The following is a 21,530-nucleotide window of genomic DNA, read 5'->3' as shown; positions in this document are numbered from 1 at the left end:
TTATTAATTTGGGTTATTGATATATCTATGTGATATATTCAGTTTTATATTTCGTTCACCATCTTTCTCGTTCAATTCTAAAATTGCCCTACGGTCATTGGACAATGAAAATTTGGGCATTACATAAACAAACCGTACCAGTTTACCTTCTGCAATTTTTGACGGCAAATAGTGCTTGTAAATAGGCTCTTGATATAAACTCTGTAAAGATTTCTTTTTCCCTTTTTGTCGGGTCTCGATTGAGAGGTTCAAGAAATTCAAATCGTAATCCATTGAAGAATTATTCTCAATCTGAATAACAAAATAGAGTTCTTCTTTATCAAAAACAATATTTTCAACATTCAAGACAATGCCTTGAGTTCGCTTCTTAATCCGACCAACACGCTGGTTTCTGTTAAGAAGATAGGAACAGAATTTTTGATAATAGTAGGTCCTGTTATCTATATTCTTTTCAGAAGTAACAACCTGAATCGAATCGGTTACAATTGGTTTTTCATTCCCAATACTATTTGTTACTGGGATAAAATAATTGAGCTTTGACAGATGCTTCTTATATCTTACAATATACGAAAAAATTGCACCATTCCTGTTGACTACCAGTAGATTACTTTCTTTGCCAGGTTTAGCCTGAAGCAGCCCGAAATATTGTTCTTTTTCACGATTATAGCTGAAAACAAAATTATCCGAACCGGTTATGCCTTGTCGTATGGGTTCTGGAAAAAATAGCGCAACGTTTTTAGTGTCGTTTGCATAAATTGTATCTAGTACTGTGTCTGTTTGAGCTTTCGCGAAAGCGGAAATAATGAGAGCTGAAATTATAATATACTTTTTCATAAGAGTGCGTTTTTAAATACCCATTATGGGCTTCATAATTTTGGTTTTAGAATTAATTTGTAGTTGTTGAGCACAGTTACCTTCACGTTTCGATTACGACGTCTAAATACCTGCGTGATTCCGCCCACTTGGGGAACGGTAGGAATATTGATATCACCAATAACATCATCCAAAACTTCTGTGGTAGCTTCTGCTCTAAAATTATTTTGCACATAAATACCTTCGCTGCCATCCAACAAATCGAATGCCTTCAATTTGGTAGGATGATGCTTAATATTCTCAATTTCGATTAAAGCACGATTAGGTTGAAAGCTAATAAACCCAAAAACTGGTGTATTCTTTGGCATTGGCTTACCATTTATAGTTGCTGATTTAGTAAGACGCATCCGCAATCTAGTGTTCGCCTTAACAACCTGGTCGCCATCGACAACCACATATATCGTTTCATCCGTATTGCCAATAATCGAAACTTCATTGGGTTTTGGCGAAGCAGCAAAGAATAATTGATGCTCTAGCCCTAATTCTTTGGCTTCAATTTTTTGTTCTCGCATTATTTCGGCTGAATCGATTTGTTGTGCGCTTTTTTTCACAACTTTCTTTTGCCTTAAGTTTCTGTATTTCTTGTCAGAGTATTGAATTTTACCTGCATTGTATATACTATCCACAATGCGTTCTTTTTCGAGTTCTGGCAAATCAGGATTGTAAAGACCTGTGGAATCCAAAAGTTTTTCATCGTAGATGCTAGGTGCGTTATTCTCGCGCACTTCCTTTAAGTCATTGATAGCATCAAGTTTGGAATCATACTCTTTTTGGTTTTCGTCCAAGTCCGGTACCAAGGTTTGTTCAAGGTTTTCATTTTCACTTTCGTCATCGCCCATAACCATCATAGAATAGGAAATCAGGAAAATGAAAATCACAGCTAGTACTGCTGCAAAAACTATTTTGTTCTTTTCTACTTTCATAATCGTGGTTTTTAAGTGCCGATTATCGGCTCAACTTTCATCGTTTAATTTTTTTAAGGTGTTCTCGAAATAGTTTGTAATCAACAAACCGTGTGGATTGTTCGGAAAGTTTCTATCAACGGGAATTAAGTTTCCACTAGAAACCAGTTCATAAGTGTCTATTATTGAGCCTCTATTGATTTCAAAGACGGTAACCGTTCTAAAGGTGTATGTTCCGTTTTGTTCCCCTATTTGTGAATCAATACTTAGTACTTTTTGAATAAGCGAATATTGCAATAATCGATTGTAGACACCATCAGCTTTTTTCTGGCGATATAGATTGTCCACAGAACTATTACCCAGCCACAGAGCCTTTTCAAGATTCCTTTCGTAGTTACTGGCATCGATATTATAGAAGTAGTTGTGGAACAGGTCTAAATGGGCTAATGCCTCGACCTTGAAATTTTCTTTTTGGGTAACGAGCTTCAACGGAATAATACTACCATCGGTATTGATAGCAAAGGCACTATTGAGCGCTTCTTTATTCGTTTTAAAAGCCATCCATAATGAAAAGGTGCTAGATAGCATTGCAAAAATGACAACTGCCAACACGATAAATCTGTTCAATTTTAAGACGTTGTATATGTTCTTATATGGTGTTTTCATTTTCATTGGAATTAACTTGTAAATAATCTGAGGGTAAATGAGGTGGCGCGCTTGTATAATTTGAATTTTAGAAAAACAATAAAACCAACCGACCCAAGCTGAACTACAGGTGCAAAAAAGCCCTGACCAACATCAGTTCCAAAAAGGTTTGTCCAGAAGTTCGTATTGATTTCCGTATAGAGTGCATTTACAAATACGTTGACCAAAAAGAAGGCTGGCACCAACATATAAACCGCAGCGTATAATTTGAAAAATGTATAGGCAAGTGAACGGAATTTTTCAAAAACCGCCAGACTGATTACCAACGGAAAAAAGGCTTGCATTATACCCAATAAAAAATAGCGTTCTGCAAGGAAAAGCGGGTAGATGAACAAATCTAAAATCCAGAGGATAAGACTAATGATAAATGCAAATATTTTGAATCCATAAAGTGGTGTGACCAAGGCTTCATATAATAATGTCATAGCATTTTTTGCGGCATCCATAAGGTTGACATCTTCTTCAATAGGAATATCTTGCATCTGCAAGGGCAGTAAGGCAGGTGCCGTACCACGATATTGTGCTTCTATAGACACAAGAATACTATCAAAAAAACCCAGTACTTGAGTAGAAAAAATAACCAGGAGAACTATGGCAAAATTCTTTGCCAGTTCTCCTGGACTCAACCCCCAAGTATATCCGTCCTTATCGGCAATACCCTCATTATATTTTTTAAGGATATTAACCAGAAAGAACAATACGGCAAGTGTTTTCATTCCTGCAATGGTGTATTGCGAGAAACTGCTATTCTGTATGGTTTGAAATACAGTATCGATATATTCTAGTCCGATTGACATTACTTTTCTCTAATAGGTGGTTTCACGGTTATTAATTTTATCCTGCATTTTTCTGAAGGAAATAATGTCCTTGTAGCGTTTAGTTTTAGTTGTGATATTAGCAACCATTTCCTTTGATTCCTGTTCTTTCTGCTTTAAAACTTCAGCACGTTCAGCATCTGACATCTTTAAATTATCGCTGGATAGGATTTCACCCATAAATTCAACCGTGTCCAAAGAATTTTGGACTATGGCGTCGAATGATTCCGCAACTCGTGTTACTTCCTCTGGTTTTATATAGGGTGAGTTTAAAATATCCTGTAAATCGTTTTGCATTACGTTGATAAGGCGTTGATTGTTCTGTGCAATTTCCTCAACTGCTCTAAGCTGTTGTACAACGCTGGATACTTTCTCTATAGCTTCTTTAGCATCTTTCAGGAATTTTACAGACTTAATCATTTCAGCTGTCTGCTTGCCTGATTCTATAAGTTGTTTTACCAAGCTTACAAAGTTAGTGTTGTCATAAACTGGCATTCCTTGGGCTTTAGAGCCGCTAGGCAATAAAAGGGCGACCGTTAAGAATAGCCCAAACAAGATTGTTTTGATTTTTGTTTTACTAATTGTTACGTATTTGTTTTGGTATTCGTGAATTTTTGATTTCATAATATTATGTTTTAGATGTGAATTCTTTTATAGCTAATTCCATATCATTGGTCTTTTCGTAAATGGCCATTATGGCCTCATTTTCTTGTCCATCGGTCAGATAAGCTGCATACACTTCTTTGGGAACTTCAAGCCTAAAAATGTTGCTTTGCTTTCCTATTTTGATGAACATTTCGGTGTACTTTCGTGGTCCGGAAAGGTTGTTCTTGATGGACTTTAACTGGTTTAAATCGTGGCTTGAAAGGTTGAGCCTTTTGACCAATTCGTCATAGCCTTTTTCGTTGTTTAGGCTGTAAATGACCTGCGTATTCTCTAGTATGCTAGCAGATGTTGAATTATTGGGCAGCTGATTAATGGATTGCAGAATAATCCCAATCGCACCATTCTGTTTACGAATAGCTTGATAGTAGAATTCAACACTTTCCAGTACGTTGTCAAACTTTAGTTGTTTGGCAAACTCATCGAAAAGGATGATACCTTTTTCAGCCCTGTTTTTCCATATTGTTCTTTGGATGGCCGACTTAATCAGCTTCAACATTACGGACAAGATTTCCTTGTTATCCTTTACTTCATCTAGCTCAAAAACAATTAGGCGTTTGTCCTCAATTTTATAGGTTTGGTCTTCGCTAACTTCAAAGAGGAAGCTATATAGACCATCGCCGACATACTCAGACATTACGTGCAAGAAGCTGGTAATATTGAAATAGTCGGGATGGATTTTTAAGGTGTTCAGAAGGTCTTTCTGATTCCGCTCTATAAAATTGTAAAAACCATCCAGCGAATGATTTTCTGAAGTATTGTTGTAATAATGGCGCAGTATCTTTTTAACCGAAACTGATTGTGCTTTGGTCACTTTTAAATCAGAGGCGAACAGTTCAAATAAGAATACAGATAAGTCTTCCAAACGTTCAGGTGTGAGGTCGTTTACATCACTTATATAAAAAGGATTAATGCCTAGATTCTTTCCACTTTCATAACGAAGCACAGTGTATTTCTCAGGATAGAGTTTGGCAAACTTGGTATAAGAACCACCCAAATCTATTATGACTAGACGGACACCGCTCTCAAAATATTGGCGTAGAATGTTATTTGCTAAAAAAGACTTGCCTTCGCCCGTAGGGGCGAAAATGGCAAAGTTGCGTGCCTTGATACGTTTCTTACGTTCGTCCCAAACATCTTTTAGAACCGGAATATTATGTTCTCTATCATTAAAGATGATTCCGGTAGCATCAGAGTTGTAATTGGTATTATTGATAAACAAGCATAAAGCGTGTTTCAAATCCGTTACATATAAATCATTATTTGAGAAATTGGAAGAATAACAACAGTAACTATTTAGTATATAGTTTTTGCGTTCTTCGCCTCGTGGGTAATATGGAATAATGTCTAGTTCCTTAAACTCGGTTTTGATTTTTGAACCGATTCGACTTAAATTTTCTGGGTTCTTGTCCCAATAGACAATGTTGAGATGACCACGAATAATGCGTGCATTATCATCGGCATTTATTTGGTCCAGAATGTGTTGAATTTTACCAAGCACCACTTTGTTCTGTGAACCGAAATTTGAGCTTTTGTTGAGTTCCTCGACTTTCTTATCGAGCAGCTTGCGCCACTTCTGTTTGTCATCCAAATACAGGATTTGATTAACAATATGATTCTCATTAAGCGTAAGCCCTAAGCCATCAATAAACCCTTGATGAAACACAAAATCGTCAGAAGTGAATTTCTCATTGGTCTTGCTACTCTGTACACTTTCGCCAAAGCACAGTTCGCTATTGATGGCCAGGGCATCAAAATGGTTTTCGCCAATATTGACGCTTTTTTTATCTAATATGATGTCGGTATCAAAGCCTTCATTGAAACCGTTGAAATAGCTATTTGTGAGTTGTTGAATGTCTTTCGCGTTAAGCGGAACAAAGGTCATTTTTCGGCTATTGTTTATAAAAGAAACCGAATCACTAACCGAGCCGATGAAGCTCTTAACGTTGTCATCTAATTGTTGAACAATACCTTTTGAAACTTTACGAAAAGGATTGACATATTTTGAATTATTTAGAGCCTTGTTCTTAGTGAGCGTAAAGAACAAAAAGCAACGATGTTCCATATAAGCACGTCCTTTGAAATGGTCGTGTGTTGCTTTTTCTAAAAATGTTGTACTCGGAAGTTCTTCTGAAGTGTAACTCTTTTTAAGGTAGATATCCTGTTTTTGTACCACCGTGCCAATAGGTAAAGATTTTAAAGCCTGAAACCAAGCGCCGTGTATATCCTCAAAGTCTTTTTCTGATAGGGAATAAATTTCTGGTAGCGTTCCTTTATAGCACAGAACGACATTGCCATTATTGGCAAATATGATATTGTCTTGAATATCTGTAATGGGTCTATATTCTGATAGGTTAATCTTATTCATAATTGAAGCCAGAATTTCTTTTGTTACTTATTATTCTTGGAAAGGCTTTCGCCATCTGAAAGATTTGCGGGTTATGCGTTATTCTAGTTAAGGCTACGTACAAGGCAGCATTAAAAACGAGAACGCCAATTATTATCTCGAAACTGAAAGAGAAAATGATAATGAGCAGCGAAGCCAAAATAGACACCATCATTAGGGCGAACAGGGAAATAGGCAGCCCAAAAATGACTGCCCTTTTTCTAATGTTTTTATAGACCTCGAATTTCTTCATACAGCTTTTCTAATAAAGCCCTCGATGAGGGTTCATTTATACTACGATGCCTATTAGGTATGTGAAGATGCCGACAACTGCGCCAGCAATCAAAACAAATACAAGTACTCTAGTAATTCCTTTTTTTAGGTCTGCATTTTCCCCAAAGAAATGCCCTGCGTTAAAAAGGAAACCAACTAGAAAGATGACACCAAGTAAAATTGGAAATATGGTACGTATGGTATCGCCCACATCATTAACGGAATCTTCAATTCCACCAATTTGAGCAAAAAGTGATGTTGAGAGCAACGATAAAAAAGTTGCTAAGTAGATTGATTTTTTCATAATAAAACTGTTTAGATTTTTTGTTCATTTCCCTTTCTTAAATTTACATATATTTGTGATTAAATAACTGATAATCAAATATTTGTGAATAAAATATTATTTGAAATCAATTAAATTTAATTGTTATTATTTGGCATCAAATTCTATGAAATTTTGAAGGAAAGTTGTTGATAACACAAAAATTGAAAATGAAAAAAGTGCTTAAAAACGTCAGTTTTGTCTTTTTGCTTCTAAAAATGTGTATCGTTTTTGGACAAGAAACGAGTACTCAAAAAAGAATCGTAATTGATGTTGGCCACGGTGGAAAAGATGCTGGTGCGATAGGTGTAAATGGCATCCAAGAAAAGGATGTTGTACTCAATATTGCAAATACCATTTTGAAGCTAAATGATAAGTTGGATAAGCCTTTGGATATTTACTTAACTAGGTATAGCGATACACTCATTTCTTTATCTGACAGGACTAAGCTGGCCAAAGCTCTTAAAGCAGATTTGTTTGTGTCTTTGCACTGTAATCATTCAGATAACGCAAATGCGAGAGGAATAGAAGTTTATGCATCTCGAAAGCAAACGAACTATTTAAAGGAATCTATTTATATAGGGTATCAAATCGAAAAGATGCTTTGCAGGATTATAGGATATGAGAGCAGAGGTGTAAAGTTTGCAAACTTTCAAGTGTTATGGGAAACCATAAATTATTGTCCTTCGATTTTGTTAGAACTTGGGTTTTTGTCTAATCGAGATGAAGCGAAGTATATCAAACGGCAAGAAAGCATTTTTGCCCTTGCATTGTCTATTTTAAATATTCTACAATTTTAAAAAATGAAATTATGAAAGATATGTTTACAGAAGTGATGAAGAGTATAAAGAGTGTCTTGGTGGAAACTTTTTTAGAGATTAAACTAATGATCGCAGCATTACGAAAACTCTAATTTTCATTGGTTTGCCAAAAAGGATATTCATTTTTCAAGAAATAGATATTTATATTTTTAACTTTGCTGTTGTTATTTAAAGACAGTGAACGAAGAACCAATATATTTTGATTTTGCATCTACTACACCAGTAAACGAGGAAGTTTACAAGGCAATGTCGCCGTACTTTCTTAATTACTATGGGAATGCCTCTAGTAGTACTCATAAACAGGGGGAAATAGCTTCTAAAGCGATTGAAGAAGCCAGAAATCAAGTTTCAAGACTTGTGAATTGTAAAGAGAATGAGGTCTTCTTTACTAGTGGTTCAACGGAATCCATCAAGTTGGCCATGAGTCAAGTTTTCTACAATAGTTTAGATACAGGCACCCATATTATTACATCAACGGCAGAACACAAGGCTGTTTTGGATACGTGTAAGGATTTAGAAAAAATCGGTGCTCAGGTAACCTATCTTGATGTTGATGAGAATGGAAAAATAGATGTAGATTTACTAGAAAATAGTATTGGAAGTGATACAATACTTGTAGCCTTAATGCACGTGAACAATGAAACCGGTGTTATAACAGACATTCGGGATATTGGTGCTATATGCAAGAAGAAAAATGTTCTTTTTTTTACAGATGCGACACAATCTTATGGAAAACTTCCGCTCAACTTCCAAGAGGAAAATATAGACTTATTATGTTTCAATGCGCATAAAATTTATGGACCTAAAGGTATCGGTGGTTTATTAGTCAATACAACTGCTAAAACTAAATCAGGCGTAATAGTTAAGGGACTTATTGAATCCGTAAATTTAGGAACTCAAAATGTTCATGGAATTGTAGGGTTAGGGAAATCAAGTGAACTGGCAAAGTCCGAATTGCATGTAAACTACGATAAGATTCAAAAATTAAATAGGTATTTGACCCAAGAATTATACCAACTTGAACTTGGAACCGTCAATGGATTTTCAGCGAGCAGAAGTCCCTATATTCTTAATATACAACTGGCAAATCAAGATGCAGAGTCATTTATTTTAAAGCACAAAAACACAGTTTCGGTATCAATGGGTTCTGCATGTAATTCTAGATTATTGCAACAATCCCACGTGCTTAAAAGTATGGGGCTAACTAAGGAAGAATCCGAAAGTAGCATCAGAATAAGCTTTGGAAGTCCCACATCTCAATCACATTTAGATATTTTAATCAATGCCCTTAAAAACGAGAATAGTTAGTTTCAAAAGAATTTACTATTTCAGCTGCTAATCTTTTGATTCTCGAATTTCCTGTTCTAGGACTTAGTCTTACCCAAGAGATAACATCAAAAGTGGGATTGAGCTTACCGCGTAACAATATCAACTCTTTTTGTACCAAATACTCAACAGCTTCCCTATATGATTTCTCAACTGATATAAATTCTCTTGTTTTAGGCAATGGAAAGGATAGAAGTAATATGTCGTCTACATCATTTACCTCATAGCCCCGGGTTTCATTAAATCGTTTTCTCAAAGTTCCCTTTCTATTAAAGTGTGCACCGGCTCTACCAATTGTACCAGTATAACTGTTGGTCATTCCTACATAAACAATTTTGTGTTTTTTGGAAAGCCAGATGTAGATATAAGCTTGGTCTGCACCATTAAATGCCCCCATAATACTAGTCTCAAGCATACTTTTCGTCACTGTAATTTGGTGGCAAATCGTTCTCTAGTTTTCGGCACATATTGGCAAGAAATTCTGATACTATTCTTCTGGATTCACGTAAAATAACTTTTAGGTCGTCGTATTCATATTTTTCAATATTCTTGTAGGCGTATAATTCGGAATCGGCAAATTGAAGCATCATTAAGTCGAACAGAATCTGTAAATCTCTATTTTCGGCGTTATCTTCATAGATTAATCTTGCAAATCGGTGAATTTTATTAATCCTTACACAATTACCTAAATCGGTATCATAGTAAGGTTCCCACAAAAGGTTGTCTTCAACAGATGATACCCTGAATATCTTCGTGAGGTTAGGATTCTTTTCACCTTTAACGGCCTCTTCTTTTTCATCATCGGTATAGTCATCATCTACATCATCCACTTCTTCACCCTTATCCTCTTTCATCATTTTAATTATCCACTTGATTTTTGAGGTCATATCGTCCGTGATGGCTTTTAATCGCTCTAAAGCTATTTCCTCATCGGGTAGGTCATCACCTGGCAGAATTTCTATCTGTTCAAATTCTTCTAAGAGTTTATTTGCGATTTCATTAGGTGCTTTATTTATAATGTCACGACTTATCTTACCTGCGTTTTTCCAAGCTGCCTTACTTTTACTTTTAGCTTCCTTGGCAAAATCACTAATATTTCTAAAGGCTTCTTCAGAGAGGGTTAGCGAGGATTTTTTTACATCAATATTGAAGAAATCGTCTGCCTCGTCATTGATAAGTATTCTTCCCCTAAAGGCATAAAAATCTTGGTCGTATGGGATAATACCTTGTAGGTTTGAAGCCCAAGATATCAGTCTTTTATTTCTATACACATAAAAACCATAGTTGCCTGCTTCAATTAAATATCTTTCGCGCACTTCCTTGTCTCTCGACTCACCTATATTTTTAATTCTATAAATAGGTGGATAAGGAAGTTGCGTTATCTCAATAGTGACATTTATTTGTAGTTCATCATCAAGGGTAAGCTCTTTTGGTTTTTCTATCCATTGCACTTCGGTTCCGTCCCATTCATTTTCATTCAAGTTTCCATTTTCGTTGGCTTCAGCTACAAACAACGGGTCAATGGCATCTATTTTTTTGTCACCAATCGTAATATTGATTCCGCTTTCAGATAGGAAATAGAAATAAATGACACCAACTTTTGTTTTAAGTTCCTTAATGGTATTTCTAACACTTGGATGGTTGTTTAATCGAATAGCAGAAATAATAATGATGGTACCTTTGCCTTCTTTTAGATAGGTATCAATTAGTTCAGATTCATTCTCGTCAATTTCAGTCTTTTCTGCAAAGTATTCTTTTGCGTCCATTACTTTTGGAAGAGAGACTTCATACTTATTAAATCCACTACCATTCGAAGAAATAACTTTGAGTACATCACCCTGAGAAAATGAAGCTGATTTTAAACCCAAGCCAAATTTTGATAGGGACTTATCGTCATAATGGTCATCTGTTGAGCCAAGTTTTAATGCCTCTTCGATTGCATTTGCGTCCATACCATCGCCATCGTCTATGATGATATATTCCTTGACATTGTTCCTCTTACTATCAGAAAAATCTTCACGTTCTTTTTTGATTAATAAGTGTATGTTGTTTGCATTTGCTCTTACAGAGTTATCTATAATATCACAAATGGCGGCGGAAGTTGTGTAGCCAATTCTGCTCAATCCAAAAAGAAGCCTACCGGCATCTATGGATAAATCGATTTTATCACTCATATATTTATATTTTAAATGAAGCAGCTAGCACAACCAAGACCTTCCGCTTCAATAATTTCATCTTTCCAACTGTTGGTGGTTCTTTTGCTAAGCTGCCTTTTCATTCTCGTAAAATGTTCTTTTTTAATGGCTTTAACTCGTTCTGGTTTAGACAGCTCTTCTAAGGTCTCGCTATCCATCCAATTGTAACCGTCTTTTTCATATACCATAGCTTTTTTAAATAAGGTTGGATGATTTTCCAAGAGCCAAACCCATTCTATTTTTTGCTGGTAAAAACAAAAGAAACAACCCGACCTGCTTCGAGAATAGGTGCCAGTTTCTATTTTACCATCAATTTCTACTTGGTATGATTTTTTTATATAGTACGCTGGTATGCCAACACCACTCTCATCTAGTATTTTAAAGATGTCGTCTAATACCAAAACTTTATCATTATCTATTAAAGGGAATTCTTCTAAAAGGCCTACAGGATAATCGGTGTTTTCTTTTAAATACTCAAATACCACCCGATTAAATAATTTTACATCACTATTTAAAAGGAATTCTAATTTTTGCCCTTGCCTAAAGTTCGGTGAAATAGGCTGATTGACCCTATTGAGAATATCTTCTTTTAAATGGTTTGGACTTAGACTGTTATATAGTTTTGCAATCTTTGGAATATTATTATTAGCCAACACTTCTTTTATAACGTCTTCGCTCCAAATATTTTTTCTAAACGGAAAAATAGATTGCACGTTGGTTTTTTTGGATATATAGCCCTCTCTGTTTTCATCTCCACGTATTCCCACGTATGATATTGTAGGCTCATCACCAATGTATTTCTCAAAGGGTTCTAACTTTAGTTTTTTGGTGCACCATCTTGCAGTTGAAGAGGGAAGATAACCACCATATTCAGCTAGAAAATGGTCAAATGTGGTTTTGTACGGGGTTTCTTTTTCTGGTTCGACAGCAAAAATTGTTTTAATGTCTTTACCTAACCTGCTGTTTAAGGCTTCTATAAGTTCATAGGTTTCTTTTAATTCTTTTCCTGTGTCGCAAGAATAATAGTCTACATCCAAAGTGGGATATAGATTTTTAAGATAAAGTGCTAGTGCAGCACTATCTTTTCCTCCAGAAATTCCAAGTACGTGTTTAACCTTCATCGTGCAAAGTTTTTAAATATCTAATTATAGCAGCTGCACTCAATTTGTCATTTTTGGATAGTACCTTGGCCAAATCTTTCTGTAATTCTGAAACTTTCTTTTCTTCAGAAGCACTCAGAACGATATTTTGCTTTATGGTTTTACCTGAGACATCTGTTAATTGAAATTGTACTATTTCATTATTTACAGTTTCATTTGCCAAAGAATGTAATTCTAATAGATTATCTAAATTTGAGAATACCTTTCTTGTATTGTCCATCAAAAGGGCTTCGTCCTCATCAGTCATTTTCTCGATAGACTTTCCAAGAATCACATCAGCAATGGATTTTAGCCAAGAATCACGTTCGTCTAGTTTGGACATTATGCGGTTAAGAAAAACTTTTTCTTTTTGAATCAATAAGTGTGGTTTCAACGACTTGTAACGTGCTTGAATTTTACTTTTGTAATCTGTAAAATCATTAATTTTCAGATTTAGAGCGTCGCATATATTTTCTTCATACCTGTTTAACAAGCCTTCGTAGGCAACTCTAATTTCACTGATAGCCCCATTTAAGCGTTCAATGAAGTCATTTAGGATTTCACTATCATTTTCTTCGAGGTTGATGTTTTTATATCCTAATCCTTTAGGTATTTCTGATAGTAGCGCATTTTCTGGGTCCTTTGCAGATGCAATAGCATCCCTCAAGCCTTTAGAGGATGGACTTAATCGATTGGTTTTTTTAACGTAATCTGGTAGGGCATTATAAAACGTTATGAAACTACTGAAAATAGAAATCAGCGAACTTTCGGGTTTGTTACTAGATGTATTAACACCTGTAATCTCTTTATATTTATTGAAAAGGTTTAGTCTTACGCCTTCAATCTTATATGATTTCAGTTCATAATCGGAAGGTTTCTTATGCACAAGGTCAAGAACTTCGCTGGTTAGGTAAGGGACATAACCAGAAGCTTTGTGAAATAGTGCATAGTCTTGATTTTTTACAATAAGGAATATAGGAATCCAAAAATCTATGAACCCCTTCTTAAGTTTAAATGGTGGTTTAGATAGCGATTCGTATAATTCAGACAAGTTCTTTTTAATATGTTTTGAATCCTCTAAGAAATTATTACAATGTTTCCATAGCGGTTTAAAACTAGAATTCGTAGGCTCAGTGAGAATATATCCGTTGGTTTGAGCCTGGTGTATTCCTGTCTCTTTTATAAGTCCCAGATAAATGGATTTTTGAGGTGGAAACTTGTGGTCATCATAATTTAAGTTTTCCTCTTCGCTATACTGCAGTAAATCCTTCAAGAGGTTTTTACGTGCGGTTAGAATAGGGGTGCTTAAATGCTCTTTATTGACCATCTCGTTTAAATAACAAGGTGTGTCAGGATATTCTTTTTTTACTATTAAGGAAAGATTTCTGTTTAAGGTTACCTTTGAATCGATTTTGAGTTTTTTACCATCATAGAACCAATCAGCATTAGATTTTTCATAAATACCATATTCTAAAAGTTTTTGCAGTTTTTCTATTTCGTGGGCTTTCTCTTCCGTTAGTATTTTTTTTACAACATTGTCCTCTGCATACTTTTGTAATACAAAATCCATCTTTTCGATTTCATAGATACAAGACTTTACAAATTCAAAGTCTTTGAGAAGTACGTATAGTTGTGCCGGTTGTTGGACATCGGTATTCTTTAAATCCTTTTGTTTTATGTCTTTATTGAGAATTATATGTATGTAGCCGTCAATTCCCCCTTCAGGTTTAATGTTTTCTATGTAATCCGATACATTTACCTTAAAGAACCTTGGGGTGCCAATTTCAAAATAAGCTTCCTTGGCAAAATGATATTTTTCCGTAAAATAATATTTGGCTTTTGAAGCAATATTAATGACAGTATCAATATGAGAACTTGCGTCAATCAATTCCTGTTCTATATCAACATCCGTCCCCTCAATAAAGAAAAACTTATTACGATAATTATAGAACTTGATTATTTTTTGACTTATGAGCTTTTCAATATATTTTTCGGAATCAGGAATGTTTAAGGCATATTTACCATAATTTTCTAGGAAAGTTTTATCCAGCCTACCGAAAGATTTTGCAAATAAGTTTACCAGACCAATGGTCTTGATGATTTTCGCTAAGTGCTCATAACCTATATCGTTAATAGCCTCTGCTTTGTCCAATGCTTTTACAATGGTATTCCATTGAGGCTTGTGTGGGTTTGAATATCTATCTTCTAATTCACTAGTTAAATGAAGTGTTAGATAATCAAATACGTCAGCTACACTAAAAAATGTATGATTGTCTTCATCTATTTTATCAAAGAAAACTTGACTGTTAGCCAAAAAAGAGAACAAAGACCTTTCGTTTTGACCATACTTTTGTAAAGACTGAGCCAAGACATTTGCTGATAAAATATCGAATGGATAAAGTTTATTGGCTAAATCATAATTCAGAGTTTCTGAATTGCTCACCAATTTGCTTTCGTTTATTGTATTGAATAAATTTTGAAAACCAATTTGCTTTGGTTTTTTAATATTCAAACCTTCTATTCTTTCGGATGCTAGATAAAGTAGCTGCTCAATAGGTTCGTCAAATGAGATATCAATTAGTCTACCTTTGACTTTATCCCATTCGTTCTTTTGGTTTTGAGATAGGTCAATGGCGTAAGAACCAAAATTTTGATGCAACGTCGTAATTAAAATAATATTTCTATTGGAATCATTTACCAATTCAGCCAACTGTTGTATGAAATATAATTCGCTATCTGGATTGTGTTTGGCTGCGTATTCAAGAAATTTACCAAACTCATCGATTAAAATCACTAATATTTCATCCTTGTTTTTAAGTGATGTAGCACGCCTACTTATCGTCTCAATAAGATCTGAATTGGTTGTATCTTCCTTAACTTTGAAAGATTTCTTAAGCACTTCTGTTAAGGGTGCAGCTTCCCCTATAATTTTTAAGAATGAAAATTTTTGAACCCCTTTAAACTGGCCATTAAGGTGAGCAAAATAGGGTTTTCTGTCGTTAAGATTTTTTTCGAAAGCCCAAAGAAAACTAGACTTTCCCGTGCCATAAGAGCCAATTATATTAAATGAATGATGTCCCTGTTGAAAACCAGAAACTATTCTCTCAAAAACATTTTTTGCATTGGGTGTAACTACGTAATTGATGTCGTTTACGGCATCACGCTCAATATTTGTGGATGTTGTAAACTTATACATTATAGTAACGTTCTAATATGTCCCACTTGTTAGGGATATTTTTAATTTGTATTTCTTTTCTACCGGCATCCTTCTTATAAACAACACCTTTAAAAGCTTCCGATATTTCCTGAATTTTGAGTTCTGTACCTTCAGTAGAGCAAGCAAATACATCACCTATATTGTTTTGTATATCATCAAAACTTATAGACGTAAACTCTGGGAATTTGTCTAGGATTAGAAAGTAAAATATTTCTTTGGGTATCTCTGGTCTCTCACTTACTTTCAATTGAAAAACCGAACCTTCCTCGGTATCGGTAACTTTAGTAATAAGATTGAGGTCGATGAAGATGGACGATAAATCGTCTTCCATATCCTTAATGTTCTTATCGGCTAGATAGTATGTTTTTATGAATACCTTGATGTCGTTTTTCAATGAGTTTTCAGCTATCGAAGTTTCATTGTTAGTGGCTGCCCTTATCAAATACCTAAGTAGTTGCTGGGTTGTAAATTGTGAATTAACTCTACTTTTCCTGAATTGCTTAAAAACTAAAGGGTAAATAGATGCTAGGTTGGTGTCTAACAATTTATAGTGCAATAACCACAGCGTGCCTTCGTACTCTAAAAAAGGGTCATAACCTACATTACTATCAAAGATTTTATTAGCGAATACGGTGGCTTCGTCTTCTTGGTCATTTATGCCGAAAGCCTTTAACCAGAAATTAATGGACATCACCATATTTTTTCCAACACCTAAAGCTGTTACCGCATCAGGGTTTTTGAAAGACTGTCCTTTGGAAAGATAATCGTATCCCTTCTTCAACCAAAAATGGCGACAGTGAAATGTTTCGTGTCCTGTAAACGTTAGTTTATTCATTTATTTTCGATTCGCCGTTTTTATTTTTTAAATAGTTCAATTTGTCTTTACATTCAACTAAAATACGCTCTGGATTTTCTTCCTCTAAAAGGGTAAACACAACCTTGTCGGTTAAATATTTTTTTTCCAATTCAGAAACAGCAACATTATAGAATGAGGCGAAGTCTGACAGAAGTTCTCTTTTTGGAAGCCTCTCATTTCTCTCATATTTACCAAGTGTGGACTGGTCTATATCTAGTGCCGCTGCAACTTTTCTTATAGGCAGATTTTGCAATTCTCTTAGTGTTCTGAGATATTCACCCAATGTTTCCATCGTTGTTGAATTTTATTTTAGAGACAAAATTTGTCCTTACAAAAATAGGATTATTTAAGTCATTAACAACTTTTGGGATGGGATATAATGACTTTATTTTTGCGCTATGATATTAGGGTAGGAAATCACTTGGTGTTAATCGCCAATTCCCTGCATCATAGCTTCCATACCACCAAAGTTTAATATAAAGGTTGAGTAGTAGTGGTCAAACAAATCCTTTAGGTATTGGCCTAAATCCACGTGTTCCAATTCATTTTTGCCCTCTACTTTTTGCCTAATCTCATACCCTCTGTTTTTACTGATTGTATAAAGAAACAAGGTGTGAAAATATACCGAGGTGTAATATTTGCGGTTAGCTAATTCTAATTGTTCTTGGTTGATGTTCTTTTCCTTGGATTTAAAATTTTTCAGTACGGTACTGTCCATATTGATAAAAATGCGATTGAGTAAGTCGCCTTCAGCATCCGGAATCATAACAGTAGAATAATCCACATCGAGGCTGGTGGCTTCTTCAACCGCTTCCCAAGTGACGTCAGTATCAGCATTCCCTTCTGTGTTCTTGTACATAAAGACTAGCTTTGGCAATCCCAACAAATCATTATCGCTTTCTTTTTTCGGTGCCTCACTTTTTGGCTTATTGTTGTTAGCAATTTTTACCCAAAATAATTCCTCGATATCACCATTAGGGGATGACAAGCTTGCTTTTATTTGAATGCTGTCGCCCACCTTCAATTCATCTTTAGGATTAAGGGAAATTTTTATTTTTCCTTTGTTTGGACTACTTTTTACTACGTTAAAAACTTCATCAATTTCTTTAGGTTCACCAGGTTTATTTCCACCATCAGAATCATTAGGTTTTATGTTGAGTACACTAACCCTTAAATCCCCAGGTTCATCAATTCTATCAAAATAATCATTGGTTACATCTGTAGAAAAACGAATCGACTTTTCACCATTTATCGGTATTGTGGCAACTTCTTTTTTATTACTACTGTTAGCGTCGATTCTAAAAAATGATGGAAACCTCTTAGGCTCAAAAGGTGTGGGTTCTTTTTCATTTGAAGTACGATTCTTCCTTCCCTCAGTTTTCTTTTCCTTTTTTATGTCAAGCTTGAATGTTTGATTCAACAATTTTGCCAACTCAGAATCAAGTGGTAGATTTTTCGTAAAGTTTTTGAGTAATTCGCTTGTATTTGAAGACGTATCAATATCTACAGCTTGTTTTCTGCGTTTTTCTATTTCTGCCAACCTTCCATCTTTTGAGCTCAATTTTTTTGCCAGATAACTTCTAAGGAATTGAGTTTCATCGCCGTCCTTGAGCCTGTCCCTAGAGGCCATAAACAATTCTTTTCGAAAATTGTACTTCATATCAGTACAATCCACGTGAATCAATAAATGACTTTTTAACAAATTTAGCTTTAATGAACGCGTAATAAATTCAGAAGTGTAATGACCGTGGGTTTGTCCATTAAGTGAAAACATAACGGACATTGAATTTTTAAAATACCTGTCCTGTATGATTTTCTTGGTTTTCTTGAGGTCATAATCCTTTACCTTGGTTTTGAACACATAGCAGGACACTTTCATCTTACCAAAGACATCATCCGAGAAATTCTCTGAAAAGCTCTCGTCTAAATATTCGGATTCCTCAGCTGCTAAACGCCTCTTTAAACCGAATAAATCATTTTCCAGAACTTTATTATTTGGATAGCGGTCAGCGGTATCGACTGTTAAAATTGGTAATGCGGGTTGAAATAGAAACTCATTAATACTTTGGTTCAAGTCTTGGGCAAACCCGGAGTAGCCCTTGGGAAACTGATATGAATAGAGTTTTAATATGGTGCCTGTTTCAAATTGGCGATTGTTTAGACCAAGGTCTAGTTTTGAAGCTGAGAACGAAGGGATTTTTTTATCAATTAATAAGTACTCATACCACGTTTCTTTTGCTTGGTCAGATTCTTTTTTAGGATGCTCACGTACCAGGGTAAATCCAAAATTACCATCATTTGTGTACCTTTTAGAAGCAATAAGTTGGTATCGCTTTTTTCCGCAGAATACAATGGCACCACTTCCACCCATATTGTATTTACCCTGTACAAAATGAATATCGTTCTTATTACCACGAAGTAGCGAGAGAAAGGTGTCCTCAAACTTTTGGGGATGCTGCCCTTCGCCGTTATCATAAACTACTACAGATGTTGGATATTGGCTTTTCTGGTTCCTTGGTCCTTTACCGTCAGCAATAATTTGAATATTCTCGGCTTGTTCTTTGCGAAATGAAGATAAATCCCAATTATTTTCTGGATAAAACTTTTGAATGGCTTCGTCCATAGATTTAGGTGCAGTGTCAGATTTTGGGTCAATTCCCGAAAGAATGCATTCTTTTGTTAGTAAAGCATCAATGGCATTAGTGACTTTTTCTATTAACGCGGCAATAGGACTTGATTGTTGATTTTTTACCACACCATAATTACTGAAATTTCCACCCAATGGTTTCCAGTTTGAGTCATCAAATATTGTAGGATGAAGACCGATTATGTTTAATAAATCTTCTTCATCTTTAGCATTATACAATTTAAAAAAGAGTTCTTGATTATCAATTTTTGATGAAGGTCGGGTGAATAGGTCTGCCATAGATTTAAAAGAAATGTTATAGCCTCTAATATAGCAAAATCGAATGCTCACGAAAACAGTTTTCAGTTATTTTTAAAGTAGGCTAATGAGGCACTGGACCCTGTTTTTCCATAAAATTCACTTCCGCTTATCTCTAGCCTTAGTTTCAAAAGCAATGAGATTAAACAATTCTCGCATTCTGCTACGAACACGATTACCATAACGCTCTTCCAGCTCTTCAGCATTTAGGTTTGTAGTGGCGTGTGTTTTAATTTTATGTTTGGTATCTAGATAAAGTTCATAGCGAGAGAGTAGTACTTCACCCATTACATTTAAATCCTTGCCGTAAAACCGACCGGCAGGCTCTATACCTAAATCATCAAAACAGTAGAATTTGGTATTGCCATATTCTTCGACCGTTTTAAAGCCCAAATGGTTAAAGCTGAACGTCACGTTTCTACAGGGAATCATTTCATAGGGTCGTTGCATTGGGACGATATGTCGTAATAATTTCATCAAGCTGGTCTTACCACAACCAACAGGGCCTGAAAGCAGGATGCCTTTTTCGATGTCAATTCCGTAGGTTTCACAATTCTCTTTATCCTTAATGAAGTAAGAACATAGCTTCAATAGTATACTTTTATCTTCATCGTAAATCTTAAAATTTTTACCAAATAACAATTTGCCCTTGGCGTTCAAATAAATTAGGATTTTTGGAAAGTCATACATCACGCTTTTTCCATCAAACTTGCCCAGTGAATATTCTACGCCACCTTCAATAATTTTAGAGGGGTTGTCCATAATCTTTGTTTTTAGTGGTCCGCAAGTTGTCCTTGATTTGGGATGCCTGTTTTTTGTTTGGTCTGTTTTCTTCTTCGAAAAGCTCAGTTCTATCCATCCAATTTGTGGCCAATGAGCGCCAATCTCGTATTGGCTTTCCATCACTTGTTTTCCATTCTCGATCTGCATAGTGCTCATAGAATTTTTTTGCTTCATCAGCATCAAAACCTTTTTCTTCAAAAAATAAAATAACGGCCTGCCTGCCATTTGGCTGTTTTATATTGTTTTCTTGTTTGGTATTGTTTGTATTAGATACCAATGCTTGTCCACCTATGGGATGGTTTTGGTACACAACTTGTCCGTTTTTGGGATGGTGGTGTCCCTCTAGTGGTACACCTCTGGGATAGTACTGTTCTGCAAGCAGTTCTAATTCGGGATGGTACTGTCCCATAACTGGTTCGCTACTTGTACCAATTATGGACATCTTGATTTTACTACCTTTGTAAGGATTGTTGGAAGGATAATAGGACAGATATTGCCAAGTATCTAAATCCACAATGCATCTATGGTAAGTAGATTTTGAACCGATTTTAGCACAGCGCATTAGTTCCCTACGGTTCACGTAGAATTCATCCATAAAACGGCAACTGTTCCATTCTTGGAACAGTGCCATATACAAACTGATATGGGTGGGATTTAGGCGGTCATCAAAATAGAACTTCTCAAAAGCCGCGTTAAGTAGCTTTATATAGTTCATACCCTAAGAGCTAAGACCGTGTTGTACACGATTGGCAGTCATCACATTTTGGATTTCTTCAGCGTCGTAGTAGATGATGCCACCAACCTTGGTATATGGTAGTGTTCCGTTGATACGAAGGTTTTGTAATGTGCCTGGACTTACCTGAAGCACATCCATAACCTCAGAAGATTTTAGATATTTTTTGAGCTTCCCAGTAGCTTGTTTGGATAATAATTTTTTAATGTCATCGAGCAATTCCATTTTGAATTCCCGAAGGTCGTCTGTTGTAATAATACTTGTCGGCATAATAGAACGGTTTTAAAGAAAAGAGCTATCAAGGTTTCTATATCTTAATTTGATAGCTCTTAACCTGATTTGACTTTCGTTCTACAAATTTGAATAGCTTTAATGGATTTTATTCCCCAGTACAACCGTACTACGGTCAAAATTTAACATCTTGAAATTTGATTTGTTTTAGTGCTGTTTTCTTGAGTTTCCGTAATTAAGAGACCTTTAAATTGTATCAAAATTTATGGAAAACAGGTGTACAATGTGATTACCGTAGGTCAACCGTAGTACGGTCTTATTTTAAAGAATAAAAGAAGGGCAAACG

20 protein-coding genes are annotated in these 21,530 nt (G+C 35.3%); 2 read left to right on the top strand and 18 right to left on the bottom strand.

The window, feature by feature from the left end; genetic code table 11:
• Positions 1–3 precede the first annotated feature (3 nt).
• The 8 genes from Q0910_RS14080 to Q0910_RS14045 are packed head-to-tail and all read right to left on the bottom strand — an operon-like array spanning position 4 to position 6,921.
• Positions 4–834, bottom strand: coding sequence for a DUF4138 domain-containing protein (locus tag Q0910_RS14080; RefSeq protein ID WP_299217793.1), 831 nt, complete (start codon positions 832–834; stop codon positions 4–6).
• A gap of 32 nt (positions 835–866) precedes the next feature.
• Positions 867–1,796: a conjugative transposon protein TraM gene (gene traM / locus Q0910_RS14075; protein WP_299217791.1), complete on the bottom strand. Its 930-nt coding sequence runs from the start codon at positions 1,794–1,796 to the stop codon at positions 867–869.
• 30 nt (positions 1,797–1,826) lie between these two features.
• Positions 1,827–2,441, bottom strand: a complete 615-nt coding sequence (locus Q0910_RS14070; RefSeq protein WP_299217789.1) for a conjugal transfer protein TraK — start codon at positions 2,439–2,441, stop codon at positions 1,827–1,829.
• A gap of 11 nt (positions 2,442–2,452) precedes the next feature.
• The gene (locus Q0910_RS14065; RefSeq protein ID WP_299217787.1) at positions 2,453–3,277 is read right to left on the bottom strand and encodes a hypothetical protein; all 825 of its coding nucleotides are present in this window, start codon (positions 3,275–3,277) and stop codon (positions 2,453–2,455) included.
• Between the two features lie 9 nt (positions 3,278–3,286).
• Positions 3,287–3,919: a conjugal transfer protein gene (locus tag Q0910_RS14060; protein WP_299217785.1), complete on the bottom strand. Its 633-nt coding sequence runs from the start codon at positions 3,917–3,919 to the stop codon at positions 3,287–3,289.
• 4 nt (positions 3,920–3,923) lie between these two features.
• Positions 3,924–6,326 (bottom strand): TraG family conjugative transposon ATPase, encoded by a 2,403-nt coding sequence (locus Q0910_RS14055; protein WP_299217783.1) that lies wholly within the window; start codon positions 6,324–6,326, stop codon positions 3,924–3,926.
• Complete coding sequence (locus Q0910_RS14050; RefSeq protein WP_299217781.1) at positions 6,319–6,597, bottom strand: hypothetical protein; 279 nt, start codon at positions 6,595–6,597, stop codon at positions 6,319–6,321. The genes Q0910_RS14055 and Q0910_RS14050 overlap by 8 nt, the downstream gene beginning before the upstream one ends.
• Positions 6,598–6,633: 36 nt before the next feature.
• Positions 6,634–6,921 (bottom strand): hypothetical protein, encoded by a 288-nt coding sequence (locus Q0910_RS14045; RefSeq protein ID WP_073243663.1) that lies wholly within the window; start codon positions 6,919–6,921, stop codon positions 6,634–6,636.
• Between the two features lie 188 nt (positions 6,922–7,109).
• Between Q0910_RS14045 and Q0910_RS14040 the strand changes: the two genes are divergently transcribed.
• Both Q0910_RS14040 and Q0910_RS14035 read left to right on the top strand, forming a co-directional pair.
• Entirely contained in the window at positions 7,110–7,739 is a 630-nt protein-coding gene (locus Q0910_RS14040; RefSeq protein ID WP_299217779.1) for an N-acetylmuramoyl-L-alanine amidase, read from the top strand.
• A 198-nt stretch (positions 7,740–7,937) separates the two neighbouring features.
• Positions 7,938–9,068 carry a cysteine desulfurase family protein gene (locus Q0910_RS14035; RefSeq protein ID WP_299217777.1) on the top strand — a complete coding sequence of 377 codons (1,131 nt, stop codon included), beginning with the start codon at positions 7,938–7,940 and terminating at the stop codon, positions 9,066–9,068.
• On the opposite strand, the gene Q0910_RS14030 is transcribed toward Q0910_RS14035, so the two are convergent.
• The 10 genes from Q0910_RS14030 to Q0910_RS13985 all read right to left on the bottom strand — a co-directional run bounded on the left by Q0910_RS14030 (position 9,049) and on the right by Q0910_RS13985 (position 21,223).
• The gene (locus Q0910_RS14030) at positions 9,049–9,501 is read right to left on the bottom strand and encodes a GIY-YIG nuclease family protein (RefSeq protein ID WP_062054264.1); all 453 of its coding nucleotides are present in this window, start codon (positions 9,499–9,501) and stop codon (positions 9,049–9,051) included. The two genes, Q0910_RS14035 and Q0910_RS14030, sit on opposite strands and share 20 nt — an antisense overlap.
• Complete coding sequence (locus tag Q0910_RS14025; RefSeq protein WP_299217774.1) at positions 9,494–11,260, bottom strand: ATP-binding protein; 1,767 nt, start codon at positions 11,258–11,260, stop codon at positions 9,494–9,496. Before Q0910_RS14025 ends, Q0910_RS14030 begins: the two co-directional genes overlap by 8 nt.
• An 11-nt stretch (positions 11,261–11,271) precedes the next feature.
• On the bottom strand, positions 11,272–12,402 hold the full coding sequence (locus Q0910_RS14020) for a phosphoadenosine phosphosulfate reductase family protein (protein ID WP_299217771.1): 1,131 nt from the start codon (positions 12,400–12,402) through the stop codon (positions 11,272–11,274).
• A complete protein-coding gene (locus Q0910_RS14015) occupies positions 12,392–15,616 on the bottom strand; it encodes a hypothetical protein (protein ID WP_299217769.1) in 3,225 nt (1,074 codons plus the stop codon). Before Q0910_RS14015 ends, Q0910_RS14020 begins: the two co-directional genes overlap by 11 nt.
• Positions 15,609–16,472 (bottom strand): DUF4007 family protein, encoded by an 864-nt coding sequence (locus tag Q0910_RS14010; RefSeq protein WP_299217768.1) that lies wholly within the window; start codon positions 16,470–16,472, stop codon positions 15,609–15,611. The genes Q0910_RS14015 and Q0910_RS14010 overlap by 8 nt, the downstream gene beginning before the upstream one ends.
• Positions 16,465–16,785: a helix-turn-helix transcriptional regulator gene (locus tag Q0910_RS14005; protein WP_034260614.1), complete on the bottom strand. Its 321-nt coding sequence runs from the start codon at positions 16,783–16,785 to the stop codon at positions 16,465–16,467. The genes Q0910_RS14010 and Q0910_RS14005 overlap by 8 nt, the downstream gene beginning before the upstream one ends.
• A 135-nt stretch (positions 16,786–16,920) precedes the next feature.
• Positions 16,921–19,419: a hypothetical protein gene (locus Q0910_RS14000; RefSeq protein WP_299217765.1), complete on the bottom strand. Its 2,499-nt coding sequence runs from the start codon at positions 19,417–19,419 to the stop codon at positions 16,921–16,923.
• Positions 19,420–19,536: 117 nt separating this feature from the next.
• A complete protein-coding gene (locus Q0910_RS13995; protein ID WP_299217763.1) occupies positions 19,537–20,199 on the bottom strand; it encodes an ATPase in 663 nt (220 codons plus the stop codon).
• On the bottom strand, positions 20,183–20,935 hold the full coding sequence (locus Q0910_RS13990) for a hypothetical protein (RefSeq protein ID WP_299217761.1): 753 nt from the start codon (positions 20,933–20,935) through the stop codon (positions 20,183–20,185). Before Q0910_RS13990 ends, Q0910_RS13995 begins: the two co-directional genes overlap by 17 nt.
• Before the next feature lie 3 nt (positions 20,936–20,938).
• Positions 20,939–21,223, bottom strand: coding sequence for a helix-turn-helix domain-containing protein (locus Q0910_RS13985; protein WP_034260619.1), 285 nt, complete (start codon positions 21,221–21,223; stop codon positions 20,939–20,941).
• Positions 21,224–21,530: the final 307 nt, after the last annotated feature.

The organism is uncultured Aquimarina sp. (genome assembly GCF_947495315.1).
GTDB lineage: Bacteria > Bacteroidota > Bacteroidia > Flavobacteriales > Flavobacteriaceae > Aquimarina.
The sequence above is the reverse complement of the archived record's forward strand: the minus strand, read 5'-3'. Positions and strand labels throughout refer to the sequence as shown.

Excerpts from the sequence above, each read along its gene's own strand:
- Q0910_RS14080 (WP_299217793.1), bottom strand. The coding sequence starts at position 834 with ATGAAAAAGTATATTATAATTTCAGCTCTCATTATTTCCGCTTTCGCG.
- traM (WP_299217791.1), bottom strand. The coding sequence starts at position 1,796 with ATGAAAGTAGAAAAGAACAAAATAGTTTTTGCAGCAGTACTAGCTGTG.
- Q0910_RS14070 (WP_299217789.1), bottom strand. The coding sequence starts at position 2,441 with ATGAAAACACCATATAAGAACATATACAACGTCTTAAAATTGAACAGA.
- Q0910_RS14065 (WP_299217787.1), bottom strand. The coding sequence starts at position 3,277 with ATGTCAATCGGACTAGAATATATCGATACTGTATTTCAAACCATACAG.
- Q0910_RS14060 (WP_299217785.1), bottom strand. The coding sequence starts at position 3,919 with ATGAAATCAAAAATTCACGAATACCAAAACAAATACGTAACAATTAGT.
- Q0910_RS14055 (WP_299217783.1), bottom strand. The coding sequence starts at position 6,326 with ATGAATAAGATTAACCTATCAGAATATAGACCCATTACAGATATTCAA.
- Q0910_RS14050 (WP_299217781.1), bottom strand. The coding sequence starts at position 6,597 with ATGAAGAAATTCGAGGTCTATAAAAACATTAGAAAAAGGGCAGTCATT.
- Q0910_RS14045 (WP_073243663.1), bottom strand. The coding sequence starts at position 6,921 with ATGAAAAAATCAATCTACTTAGCAACTTTTTTATCGTTGCTCTCAACA.
- Q0910_RS14040 (WP_299217779.1), top strand. The coding sequence starts at position 7,110 with ATGAAAAAAGTGCTTAAAAACGTCAGTTTTGTCTTTTTGCTTCTAAAA.
- Q0910_RS14030 (WP_062054264.1), bottom strand. The coding sequence starts at position 9,501 with ATGCTTGAGACTAGTATTATGGGGGCATTTAATGGTGCAGACCAAGCT.
- Q0910_RS14025 (WP_299217774.1), bottom strand. The coding sequence starts at position 11,260 with ATGAGTGATAAAATCGATTTATCCATAGATGCCGGTAGGCTTCTTTTT.
- Q0910_RS14020 (WP_299217771.1), bottom strand. The coding sequence starts at position 12,402 with ATGAAGGTTAAACACGTACTTGGAATTTCTGGAGGAAAAGATAGTGCT.
- Q0910_RS14015 (WP_299217769.1), bottom strand. The coding sequence starts at position 15,616 with ATGTATAAGTTTACAACATCCACAAATATTGAGCGTGATGCCGTAAAC.
- Q0910_RS14010 (WP_299217768.1), bottom strand. The coding sequence starts at position 16,472 with ATGAATAAACTAACGTTTACAGGACACGAAACATTTCACTGTCGCCAT.
- Q0910_RS14005 (WP_034260614.1), bottom strand. The coding sequence starts at position 16,785 with ATGGAAACATTGGGTGAATATCTCAGAACACTAAGAGAATTGCAAAAT.
- Q0910_RS14000 (WP_299217765.1), bottom strand. The coding sequence starts at position 19,419 with ATGGCAGACCTATTCACCCGACCTTCATCAAAAATTGATAATCAAGAA.
- Q0910_RS13995 (WP_299217763.1), bottom strand. The coding sequence starts at position 20,199 with ATGGACAACCCCTCTAAAATTATTGAAGGTGGCGTAGAATATTCACTG.
- Q0910_RS13990 (WP_299217761.1), bottom strand. The coding sequence starts at position 20,935 with ATGAACTATATAAAGCTACTTAACGCGGCTTTTGAGAAGTTCTATTTT.
- Q0910_RS13985 (WP_034260619.1), bottom strand. The coding sequence starts at position 21,223 with ATGCCGACAAGTATTATTACAACAGACGACCTTCGGGAATTCAAAATG.